Here is a 12,569-nt window from a genome sequence, read left to right on the forward strand (position 1 = left end):
TCTTCGCTTTTACATTCGTCTTGAAGTGGAAGTCTTAGTACCAGTTGAACGGGATAAAGTGTATATATAAAAAAATTAAGAGGTTGTTCTAACGAAACAACCTCTTTTCACTTAGTACACATATTCACAATTAATTGAAAGTATATCAAAAAAGTTTTTCAATTATAAACTTTATTACAATACAAGTTATCCTCTGTTCGAATAAGATTGTGTATAACTTACGCACAACATTGTGAATAGTGTGAATAATCACTGGATAACTCATTCTTAGAGTTATTTTTTCGACAACTATCAACAAAAAATTATTATTCTAAATTGTGAATATGTTGATAAGTTTGTTAATTCATATTTGTTAAGTAACTTAGTTATGTGGATAACTAGCAAAACTCGCTAGAAATTTCTCAAAATAACACGTATGATATGCTTGTTATTCAACATGAATTATCCATATTATTTATTTAATATAACTTTTCAAGTTAGGAATAAGTAAACTACTCCAATAAACATTGAAGTGTCCTATGTATATTTGTAAAATGAAAGCAGCTATGAAAAAGCATCCAACATAGGATGCTCTCTTAAAGAATTATTTGTTTTCATCATCTATTTAAACCTTGCGTACACTTTTGATGTGATGGAGATTTAAATAAACTGGATAATCTCTCGCGATTTGTAGCTCAACAATATTATCTTCCAATCGATTAATCTTCCCAATCAGATTTTTCGTTTCTCCCATATCAAAAACAACTACTTCATTTTTTAATCGTTCCACTTGCATCTCAAAAGTTCTTGCTAATGAAAGATTCGCAGGTTGAACAGGAAGATTCTGATTATCTAAACCATATGGGCGTTTATCATTCGGATAAGGAATTAACCATTTCACATGGTTTAAAGTCACATACATTGTTTTAAAGATCGGTGAATAGAAAACAAAATAATTATTCATTATACTTGTTACGTAACCATGTATAGATTGATTACTTGCTATATAAATTTCTACGAACATCCCTTTTGCAGTTGTTAAAACCTTCCGGAACGATAGCTCTTTATCTACAGAAATTCCAGGTACATTCGTTGGAGAATCAATATTATTCTCCTTTTTATCTCCAAGCTGTAGATTTTTCATATGAACGATAGGCATATATATATAATCTGTACCATCGAATATAACAATGATGTCGCTACCAATATCTATGACTGTACCATTAAAAATTTTCTTTCCTGAAACCTCTATTTGCACCATTTCTCCGATTAGGCTTTGAAAGATTTTACTCACTTTCCCACCTTCTTTTTGATATTGAAACTCACAATAAATTTAATTTAAACTGCTTATCCAAGATGTTCATTATATATTTAAATCTTAACAGCAATCTCTTAGGCATTGGCATCCCCGACTAGCATGTTTCATTAAAGAATGATATTGTGTTTCTAATTTCTCTCTTTCCCCACAAGATAAGCAGCAACTATGCGCTGCACGACACATATTTCTCTCTGCCTGCTTTTTCAATGAACAGAACTGTGCTTCTAACATAGCTCTTTTTGCTATTTGGTCCATAAAGCTACAATCATTCGAAGACTCGTGTTTTCTATTTTTCCGATGAATGCCATTGCCACTTTCTCTGGGGAAATATGGATCATTATTATTTACATACTGTCCGCTTGATTCTTCATTTTTTTTTTCCCGTTTTCCTTCTTTGTTACCTTTACCTTTTTTGTTCCCATCTGCTTGTTTGTTCCCGTCTGCTTGTTTATTATCCTGTGATTGATTGCTACTATTCTCTTCGGATTTCTCTTGCCCTTCACCTTGTTGGACGTTTAGAATAGATACCTTTGGGACGATAAGCTGATCTTCTTTATTAATTAAAACGACGTGATCATTGTAAACTCGACTTAGAAAGCCTGCAAATGTCTGGTCATTCAAGCTTGTAATGGTGACCCAATTGTATTTTAATTTGCAAAGCACATCTTGTATTTGCTTTGGATTACTTATTGGCATATCCAATGAAGTAGTTGGTTCAAAGTTCTTTGTATTTTTGGAAAGAGCATGAATCTGATTTTTAGCATAATAAACAATTTTCGAATTACTTTCTAAAGCAATATGGTCGCCCGTACTATCCAGTAAAGTTCCTTCAACAAATTGGCCACTATTTAGAAACATACCAATTTTAAAGCCTATAAATTGACGTAAAGTTTCTGAGAAATTTTGTCCACTCACTTTTTGTTCATCCTCCTTATACGTGATTTGTCGCTTCTTGTTTATCAGAAGCGACAAGAGATGAGACTAACTAAACTCACACTCAATTACTCTTTTCGTCTTTCTTCTTTCCTCTTACCTTCTTTATTTTTACTTTCATCATCATTTGTTTTTTTCTTTTTACTGTCATAACTGATATTACGAACATGGAACATAGACATTCTGATTACTTCCTCGTTAGCAACAACCGTAACGAAATCATCATTCACATTGTCTAATACACCTTCAAAAGACTCTGGGCCACCACGATTGATTTTTACCCAGCGATATTTCAAACCATTTAATAAGTTTTTGAAATCAATTGCAGAGTGGAATGTAACAACCTCTTCTGTTACTTCTTCTTCTTTGAACTGCAGGCCTTTCTTTGCATTTTCAGTTACGCTTTTAATATGGTGTGTTAAATAATAAACAACACCATCTTGCTCAGTAAGAAGTGCGAAGTGATCTTTCTCCACTCCTAATAACTTTCCGACACGGGACTCTGGGCCACCTCTATCAACCTTGACTATTTTCCCGACTAAAGAAAGTAGCAAATCTTTATTCATCCTTACTAACCTCCCATCATATATTCACTGTATCTATATGTGTCATAGGATGACAAAGTACTATGTAATAAGCCTGTTTTATTACATTTATTGAAAAATAGGTAAAAAAAATTAGGTAACCCCGTGCCAGGTTACCTAATTTTTGTACATAATTTTATATACTTACATCAACAAAACTAAATGTCGTTACATCAAACAATCCTTGATTCGTTAATTTCAAAGAAGGAATAACAGGTAGCGCTAAGAACGATAACGTCAGCAATGGGGAAAACTCTGTTGTAATTCCTAGATGAGACAATTCTTTGATCAGGTTGCTATAATCAGCATTCAATTGTTCTGGAGAAACAGTTGTCATCAAGCCACCTATTGGTAAAGATAACGAAGACAAGACCTTACCTTCGCTTACAACCGTTATTCCGCCACCAATACGTTCTAATTCACGAATTGCAACATCCATATCTTCATCGTTCGTACCGATACAAATAATATTATGTGAATCATGAGCAATTGTTGTAGCTACAGCACCAGCTTGTAAACGGAAGCCTTTTACAATACCAACTCCTACACTACCTAAACCTTTATGGCGTTCTACAACTGCTATTTTGACAAAATCCTTTTCCGTATTAGAGACAAACAAGCTGTCATGAACTGGAACAGTATATTCAGCATTCTTTGTTACAATCGAATTCGGGATAATCTCGATCACTCTAGCTCGTTCACTCGCCATTGGTAATTGAAGATGATCTTTATGATAGCTTCCTAACACAACTGTGTTCTCAAATTCCACATCTTCATCTTGTTTCTCTAACTTTTCATACTGTATACCGTTTACCCAAACAGATGCCACATCAAAAGTATCCACATCATTTAATAATATAAAGTCTGCGTCATACCCAGGAGCAATTGCTCCTTTGCCTTTTAAGTTGTAGCATTGTGCCGTATTTAAAGAAGCCATTCGTAATACTGAATATAAGTCTATACCTGCTTTCAAACATTCACGAACATGGAAGTCGATACTACCTTCTTCAAGTAAATCATCTATGTGTTTATCATCCGTACAGAAAAGTAAACGATTCGAAATCTCTTTACGGTAGCCTTTTAATAAATCATGTAAATTACGAGCAGCAGAGCCCTCACGAAGCATCACATACATACCACGACGAACACGCTCAATCATTTCTTCAGGTTTAACGCACTCGTGATCAGTTGTTATACCTGCTGTTAAATAGGCATTGATATCCTTCCCATTTAAGCCAGCACCATGACCATCGATTGGTACATTATGATTGATAGCACTTGTTAGCTTATCCATCATGGCTTCTTGACCTGATAATACTGCAGGGAAGTCCATCACTTCCGCTAATCCTAAAACAAGTTTTTCACCATAATAAGCAGCTAAATCTTCAGCAGACAGAATAGCACCATTATCTTCAAATGAAGTTGCTGGAACACAAGATGGTAATTGATAACGATAATTCAACATACAGCCTTCGCTGTCTTTTAACATCCAATCAATGCCTTTTGTTCCTGTTACATTAGCAATTTCATGTGGATCTGTCACAATCGTTGTAACTCCTCTTGGTAATACAACTTTCTGAAATTGGGATGGCGATAACATGCTCGATTCTATATGCACATGGGCATCAATTAATCCAGGTACCATCGTATAAGATGAACCATCAATTTCCTTTACGCCTTCATAGCTACCAATTCCAACGAATTTGCCATTGTGAATAGCTACATCAGCTTGTTCCATTTCATCTGTAAACAAGTTAACAATCTTAACGTTTTTTATGACAAGCTCAGAGAGAATCACGCTTCTAGCTGCTTGTATTTGTGTTTGTAATAATGTTGAGTTCATCATGAATTCTTCCTCCTAATTTGTAAGCAGGCAAGGAAGAATAGTAGAGTCTTTTATGAGGTATGCTTATGAAAGATAAATATATAGCATCGCCTTCAAAAGAAAGAAAGCGATGCTTTATTCTACTATTCTCGTAGCCGAACTATTTACGGTAGTTTGTAGAGACTTTTGGACCATATTTCCAAGATTATACGAGTTTTTAATATATGTTTTTGAAGTATTTTATTTTGGTTCTTCTGTACCGTTTAAAGCATTTTAACAAGGTTAAAGACTATCGTCAATAAAAAGAAGTATCCACTATTTGTTTTTATTATGTATTATTTTTAAATAATTTCAGGAAGAAATAGAAGCTTTTATAGACTTCAGGATCTCTATCATGAATTGAAAAAGAAAAAACATCTGGAAAGTAAAAGAATCGCAAAATGATCTTCTGCGATTCTTTCTAAATACATTATTTAAACCAGCCTTTTTCCTTTGACTGCGTAATGGCTTCAATACGATTCTTCACTTCAAGTTTATCAAGTATAGTAGAGATATAATTCCGGACAGTTCCCGCCTTAATGCTTAACTCATTTGCAATTTCTTTCGTATTTTTACCGTTCGCTACAAGTTCTAATACTTCTTTCTCTCGATCAGTAAGCGGATTTTCTTCACCATACAAATCATCCATTAGTTCAGGTGCATAAATTCGCCTTCCTGCCATCACGCTTCTTATCGAGCTAGCCAGCTCTTCACTAGGGCTATCCTTTAATAAATATCCACTAACGCCTGCTTTCACCGCTCTTTGGAAATAGCCTGTACGGGCAAAAGTCGTTAAAATAATGACCTTACAACCATGTCCTTTCAACTCTTCAGCCGCTTCAAGCCCCGACTTACCGGGCATTTCTATATCCATGATGCAGACATCTGGTTGATATTCTTTTACAAGAGCTATTGCTTCTTCCCCATTTGAAGCCTTGCCAACTACTTGCATATCTTCCTCTAAACTAAGAAGTGATCCAAAGGCTCCCAATAGCATTTTCTGATCCTCAGCAATTACTATTGTAATCATGAACTCTCCTCCTTCTCTGTCTGCTTTACGTCTTTTGGAACTCTTACAATAATGGCCGTTCCTTCTTTTAAACAAACTTCCAAACTACCATTCACAAATTCCAACCGCTCTTTCATACCACGTAGACCGTGACCTTTCTCAAAGAATGCAGCAGAATCTTTAAATTCTCCATCATCACGAATCGTTAACACAATTTCTTTCCACGATTGTTCAATTGATATATAGCAGTTTCTTGCACCACTATGTTTCACGACATTGGTCACAGCTTCTTTTAAACACATACTAAGAATATTCTCTGTTAATAGTGTTGCTTTCTTTAATTTAAACTCACCTACGCGTGTAAAATGAATTTGAGCAGCATCTAGTATTTGCTGAATGCGAACAATTTCGTCTTTTAACCGAATACCACGCATAGAAGATACCATGGTACGCACTTCATTAAGAGCCGTTCGTGCAGTTTGTTGCACATCTCTTAATTCACTTCGCGCCTGATCGGGATTAGATGATATTAACCTTCTTGCCAGGTCACTCTTTAAACCAATAAGAGATAGCTTTTGTCCTAACGTATCGTGAAGATCACGGGCGATTCGTGCACGTTCTTCTAGTTTCACCAATTCAGCAATCTTCTTATTCGCATCTTCAAGCTTCATCTCAAGTTTGCCTCGTTCATTGCGACTGCGAATACTGAATGGCAAAAGAAAAGCACTCAACCATGTAACAACAACAAATGGTATTTGCGTCACAAATAAAGGGTCTTTCTGTATAAAAGAAAAGTTAATCGAAATCGATATTGCAATGATCTGCACAAAATACAATACTCGAAAAGTGACAAGCTTATTAATACTTCCTACAAAATAGGCTATAAAAAAGGCAAAATATACATAACTAAATGCAATCGTAGCAGTAACTGAAATACCTATTAAAATAAAAGTCCAAATGTAAATCGACCAATCTTTAGCAATAAAAGCAAAGCGATAACAAATAAAGAATATAACCGTCAGTAAAATACCGATTATGATTGCTACCGTAGATGATGATTGCAATATAAAATAAAATGGTAAAATGCAAAGAATTGTCCAAATATAAGGGGAAATGCCATTGTTCTTTTGCCTCAAGAGAGCAATTTGCCTTTTAATCATCTATCAAAACCCCATTCTTGGCTTAGGAATATTCTCTAAATCCTTCTTTCCCTACATATTACCATTTCATTTCATATATTGACTTGTTAAAACACTTGAATCAGTTATTCATTCGAATTTTAGTTTATGTTACTTTTTTAAATTTAGGCTTAATTGGGCTACTTTCTTCTGACGGTTTTGTCTTGACTTCTTTATAAGTTACGAATCGATCTCGTTTTGCATCCCATAATTTAAACTTCAAACATTGCAAGCTTGTTGCAAGTGTAATTGTTGGTACATGTTGTAAAGGCGTTGTGTAATCGTGAACAGCTTCAAGCTTATAGTTCGGCACACGTGGGCTCAAATGATGTACATGATGATATCCAATATTACCCGTCAACCATTGAAGAACTTTTGGTAGCTTATAGAACGAACTTCCTTCAACAGCAGCCTTCACATACTCCCATTCTTCACTCTCAACAAAGTACGTATCTTCAAATGTATGTTGCACATAGAACAACCAAATTCCTAAAATACCCGAAATGTAGAAAATCGGCCCTTGAACTAAAAGGTATGTTTCCCATCCAAATGCATAACACATAACCGCAGCCATCGCTACAATCCCTAAGTTCGTTAAATACGTATTTAAACGTTCCTTACGCTTTGCCCCTTTACGATTAAAGCGATTCGTAATTAAAAACACGTAAATCGGACCTATGCCAAACATCACTAACGGATTTCGATATAAACGATACGCTACTCGCTGCCAAAATGAAGCCGCTAAATACTCATCGACAGTAAGAAACCATATATCACCTATGCCACGTTTATCTAAGTTCCCACTTGATGCATGGTGCACATTATGGCTATGTTGCCATTGCTTAAATGGAAAGAACGTAAGAATACCCGTTATCGTCCCAATCGTTTGATTCAATCGTCTATTCTTAAAAAATGATCCATGACAGCAATCATGAAAGATGATAAAGATACGAACTAAAAAACCCGCTGCGATTACACAAATCGCAAAAGTAAGCGCGTATGAAATCGAAAGACTTTCGTACGCTAGATACCATAGCAATACATATGGTATAAATGTATTCAACATTTGTTTGACGCTCCTAGATGTATCTGATTTCTCATAAGGAGCCACTTGACTACGTAAGCTTTTCAACTTTTGAGTTTGTTTTGTCATCATCCACTAAACCCTTCTCCCATTGTTTATTAAAACCATTATAATGACTAGGTACTAATTTTTGCAGACATACGTGTCATAGTCGATATATGACATTTGTCATATATCCAAAAAAATAGAGCAACCCCATTGGAGTGCTCCTTCTTAATTCGTCCACTTTATGCAGTATTTTGTCCACTTTTTAGATTAATTCGTCCGCTTCAAACAATAATTTGTCGACTTTTCAAATTAATTCGTCCATTTCTTATATATAGGCTAGTTTGTATAAAACAAATCGTTCATTCTCATCACGCTTATATAGTTCCACTTCGCCACTACGTTCAAAAGAAGGATGATTGTCCATAAAGAATAAATAATCTTCAGACGGATAATAAAACACGACCGTTATATCGCGCTTTGCCTGCTCAACTGAAAGTAAGATTTGATTGATGACATTTCTAAAAATCTGTACCGAAAACGGATTAAAGAAATAAAATACGTTATCCCGTCGATTCACTTCATAATCTTGCGCCAAGCAACAGAGAAACTGAATATTTTCAGTTGATGCTTTCTTGCCATAACTCGCTAAATTAGCGAGCGCTTCTTGATAAAACCCCTCGTCCATTTCAATCCCTAGCACCGAAGCCTGACATGTATGATGAACAAAAAAATTAAGTCTACCTTTTCCACAGCCAAAATCGACAACGCGATCTTTACTCGATAAAGGCATGTATTCTGTTAGCTTCTGCAATCCTTCATAAGGTGTTGGTTCATAGCGATGATAGTGAAAAGATTTATGAAAGCCCATTTGGTCGCCAATTGTCTTGATATTAAGTAAATGGTCATATTCGTTTTCTTTCATTCGATTCCTCCTGTACAAGTTATTTTATCTTTATTATGGCATGTTAATTGGCAAAAGAGGCTACCTCAAAACTGAAACTTTAATCGGTGGAGGTTTTCGTCCATCACCCACTGACTATTAGTTGAGTCGATCGAGTTCTTACAGGCGCTTCATCTTCCACTTTTCTATTAAACTAGTAACCAATGGCATTAATTCTGTAACATCATGAATAATGTAATCAGGCGTATACTCCGACTCATCCGTAACATGGTTTCTTTGATTCACCCAAATGATTTTCCAGCCTGCTGATATAGCTCCAACAACATCATTTCTAAACGAATCTCCAATATAATAGGTGTCATTGACGTTTAGTTCAAATTGCTTCTCTGCCATTTCAAATATAACTTTGTTCGGTTTCGCACAATCTACTTCACTAGAAATAATAATTCTCTCATTTTCAAACCACTTTTCAAGCCCTAGTGCTTTCATTTTCATCCGTTGATGCTGAGATGGACCATTTGTAATCATGCCAATCCCAATGCCTTGTTCCTTACATAAATTCAACACTTGTTGTATCTCAGGAACAACTGTAATCTTGGACTGCTGATTTAAATATTCCGTTTGAAATGTAAGTGCATCTGCTCGATCTACTACTATACCTTGTTCTTTACATGCTTCCTGAATTCGGTAAGCATGCATGTCAGTGATATCCATTTCACCATTTTCAGTAAGATGAAAAACAAACTCACTATATTTCCTACTATCAATGTATAGCTTATATATATCAATAGATTCATCAATATGAAAAGTTAACTCATACGCCTGTTGGAAAGGTGAAAATTGATCATAAATTGTGTCATCCAAATCAAATATGATATTCAAATTGATACATTCCTTTATTTGTTATTTAAGTTGCGTGCTTTAATTAAGGGTAATACTAACAACTACTCTATTCCATTCTAACAAAATCAAAAATATAGTAGCTTGTCAATATTACCCTTATTTTTTAACGGTCCCGGTTTACAACATAATTCAATAACTGCTTGAGAAAAGCGGTATTGCGTGGCACCTCTTGCAACGCTTCCGTCGCAGAGCAATAATGATCCCACATTTCTTTGCGAGCAGCTTCCCGACCTAATATAGAAACAAAAGTTGAACTGTTATTCCCCGCATCTTGTCCGACCGGTTTTCCAAGAATGGTTCGATTTCCTTCCACATCAAGCAAATCATCCTTAATTTGAAACGCAATCCCAGCGTGGCGGGAGAATTTTTTCAAAGCTTCCATTTCCGATTCTTTAGCATTAGCGAGAATGGCTGGCATGATAAGAGCAGCCTCAAATGCAATTCCTGTTTTATAAAAGCACATGCTATTCAATTGATCGAGTGTCAATGGTTTCCCTTTAGACTCCAAATCCATCGCCTGCCCCCTGCACATATCCATTGCTACCCGAGACGAATATTGAATTAAATTAAGCACTGTCTCAGCATCAAATTGCTTTAAAGATGCTTGTTCTTCAATAGCCTTCTGAGTTAGAAAAAGCCCCGTTATTTCTGCTATAGCAGTGTTGTATTCTTCATGCAAAGTTGCACGTCCTCTACGAGTGGGTGCATTATCTTGAGACGGAAGGTCATCAAAAATTAGCGACGCAGTATGCATGTATTCCAATGATTTCAAAAGTGGCACAATCGCCGCCTTATGTAATCCATATCCTTTAATACCCATAACCCATGTCAAAATTGGTCGCAAACGTTTCCCACCACTATCGAGACTGTAGTTGGCAGCGTCAATGATCGGCTCCTTTAAGAAAGGAATATGGTCCTCCGCAGTAATATGAAGATTGCTGTTAATCTCATCTCGCACGGTTTCAATCATGACTAAAAAATCTTCCCGTTCTTTCCTTTCATTCCTTAAAACGGAAAGCATATGGTCACGAAGCAGTTTATCAAAGAAATCCACATCATCCACTTTTTGCACTAAATCCTGGATAAGGCGATTGAACTGTGGATTTCCAGAAGCTAATACCCCCATGACTTCATTGTATTTTTCGATTCCCAATCGTTCTTTATATCGTTTCAGACCGTTTATGGCACGATCCAAAATGACCTCACAAACTTTTGGATCAGAATGATATACGTTATGAATCAAGTAGGAGATTACCGTCCAATATAATTCATATGGATTTATTAAATCCGTACGCTTATCATAATACTTCATATAATAAGTATACGGTGTTACCGCACCTGCCTTCATATCATCAAACATATCCGCAAAATCATCAGCCAGCTGGTTGTATATGCCATAAAAGAAGGTTCGATTGTCAAAACCCTCATCCTCATCTGCACTGATGACTGAACGAACAATCAAACGTGAAGAAGCAGATTTTAAAATGACCGGTACATAAAGCTCTTCATTGGTGTACTGTGCATTTGTTAAATCCTTTACACGATCCACTTCTTGAGACTGAAAAAACACATAAGATTGCTCGAAAAAATGTTTGCTTGTCTCCGGCCGCTGTTGAGCCTTAATATATTCAAAAGCATTTCGAAGTTCTAAATGAATATATCGCATTAAATCCAAGTTTTTCCCAGACCATCCTTCTAATCTCGGAACAGTGCCTGTAAGAAGTGTCATACCGATTAAATTCGAATATTGTTTCTTCTCTTTTGCTGATAGAACTTCAGAATCCAAAAGGTCGTCAATGAATGGATAGGTTAGACCATAGGAATATCCTAACCTAATCGCTTCCTCAAGTTTTCGGCTACGTTCTTTAGGAGATATTTCATCGTCCATCTCCTCCATCACATGCATGACTACCCCGCCAATAAGTTTAATAAGCTTTCGCTGGGCTTGCTCAGCATCCATCCCCTCTGGAATACGAGAAGATACCGTTCTTATTTTATTGATCACCCAGATTAAGGTAGATTCAATCCTTTCTTTTTGAGCCCACCTATACAGCCCAGCCATGCTGAACGTCTCTAGTTCATCTCCTTGATTCTTTGTAAGCAGTTGTTGTTTCAAACTGTCAGCAGCACGTTGAACACGCGCTTGTGTATCAGGTAAATCCAAGGCTTTTCCAAGATCCCTCATGAAAATGTAAGCGACGCTTCGATTAAGATAATTATCTAATTTTCCTGTGGAATTCAGCCATTGAATATATTTCTGATAATACTTTGAATCAGGTTTTCCATTTCTACGCAATAAAAAGGAGAATATTGATCGACGATGAATATGGTTAGATTTCCAAGTTTGTATATCTTTCGTCAAGGTAGAGACATAAGTTTGTTGCTTGAGATGTCCATATAATGTTGTAAAATAATGAGCAGCTCTCTGCTCCGCTACCCGATAGCATTCATCGGCATTTGTTATTAACTCCTCATTCATATGATACATTACCTCTACTTAATGGTCTTTTATATATGCTATTCCATATTATTTAAATACATAATGAAATATATTTTTATATAGTTTAAAAGTAACATCTTTATACCGAAAAAGCTAAGTAAGCTTTGTGAAATATTCGTCACACTCGACACATACAACCTTAGTTAGTCATATGCCATGTATCAATTTATTATTAGCATTTTTGTATACTTAAAGAATTTATAAATCTCGTACGGCTTTTTGCCATGCTTATTCTACGTTTCAACTTCAATAAAGTTTTCAAAGTAAATAGTAAACAAATGATTGAAATAGCTATTATGTCTATAAAAAAAGGGCACTGCCTGTCATT

At 35.7% G+C, this 12,569-nt stretch carries 10 protein-coding genes and 1 riboswitch; all 10 genes read right to left on the reverse strand.

Translation table 11 applies throughout. From position 1 onward, the window contains the following. Positions 1-604: 604 nt before the first annotated feature. On the reverse strand, positions 605-1,273 hold the full coding sequence (locus tag V7014_RS08560) for a DUF2642 domain-containing protein (protein WP_335506152.1): 669 nt from the start codon (positions 1,271-1,273) through the stop codon (positions 605-607). A gap of 84 nt (positions 1,274-1,357) precedes the next feature. Beyond that, the gene (locus V7014_RS08565) at positions 1,358-2,212 is read right to left on the reverse strand and encodes a hypothetical protein (RefSeq protein WP_335506154.1); all 855 of its coding nucleotides are present in this window, start codon (positions 2,210-2,212) and stop codon (positions 1,358-1,360) included. Positions 2,213-2,298: 86 nt separating this feature from the next. Next, a complete protein-coding gene (locus tag V7014_RS08570) occupies positions 2,299-2,796 on the reverse strand; it encodes a hypothetical protein (RefSeq protein ID WP_335506156.1) in 498 nt (165 codons plus the stop codon). Positions 2,797-2,950: 154 nt separating this feature from the next. Then, positions 2,951-4,660, reverse strand: coding sequence for an adenine deaminase (ade, locus tag V7014_RS08575; protein ID WP_335506158.1), 1,710 nt, complete (start codon positions 4,658-4,660; stop codon positions 2,951-2,953). 111 nt (positions 4,661-4,771) lie between these two features. After that, positions 4,772-4,872: riboswitch (purine riboswitch) on the reverse strand. A gap of 236 nt (positions 4,873-5,108) precedes the next feature. Beyond that, a complete protein-coding gene (locus tag V7014_RS08580) occupies positions 5,109-5,708 on the reverse strand; it encodes a response regulator transcription factor (RefSeq protein WP_335506160.1) in 600 nt (199 codons plus the stop codon). Further along, positions 5,705-6,847 (reverse strand): sensor histidine kinase, encoded by a 1,143-nt coding sequence (locus V7014_RS08585; protein WP_335506162.1) that lies wholly within the window; start codon positions 6,845-6,847, stop codon positions 5,705-5,707. The genes V7014_RS08580 and V7014_RS08585 overlap by 4 nt, the downstream gene beginning before the upstream one ends. A gap of 124 nt (positions 6,848-6,971) precedes the next feature. Continuing rightward, a complete protein-coding gene (locus V7014_RS08590) occupies positions 6,972-8,018 on the reverse strand; it encodes a fatty acid desaturase (protein ID WP_335506172.1) in 1,047 nt (348 codons plus the stop codon). Positions 8,019-8,262: 244 nt separating this feature from the next. After that, a complete protein-coding gene (locus V7014_RS08595) occupies positions 8,263-8,859 on the reverse strand; it encodes a class I SAM-dependent methyltransferase (protein WP_335506164.1) in 597 nt (198 codons plus the stop codon). A gap of 138 nt (positions 8,860-8,997) precedes the next feature. Continuing rightward, positions 8,998-9,720 (reverse strand): HAD family hydrolase, encoded by a 723-nt coding sequence (locus V7014_RS08600; RefSeq protein ID WP_335506166.1) that lies wholly within the window; start codon positions 9,718-9,720, stop codon positions 8,998-9,000. A gap of 124 nt (positions 9,721-9,844) precedes the next feature. After that, positions 9,845-12,229: a polyprenyl synthetase family protein gene (locus V7014_RS08605; RefSeq protein ID WP_335506168.1), complete on the reverse strand. Its 2,385-nt coding sequence runs from the start codon at positions 12,227-12,229 to the stop codon at positions 9,845-9,847. Positions 12,230-12,569 lie beyond the last annotated feature (340 nt).

This window comes from Bacillus sp. JJ722 (assembly GCF_036963345.1).
Lineage (GTDB): Bacteria > Bacillota > Bacilli > Bacillales > DSM-1321 > Bacillus_AD.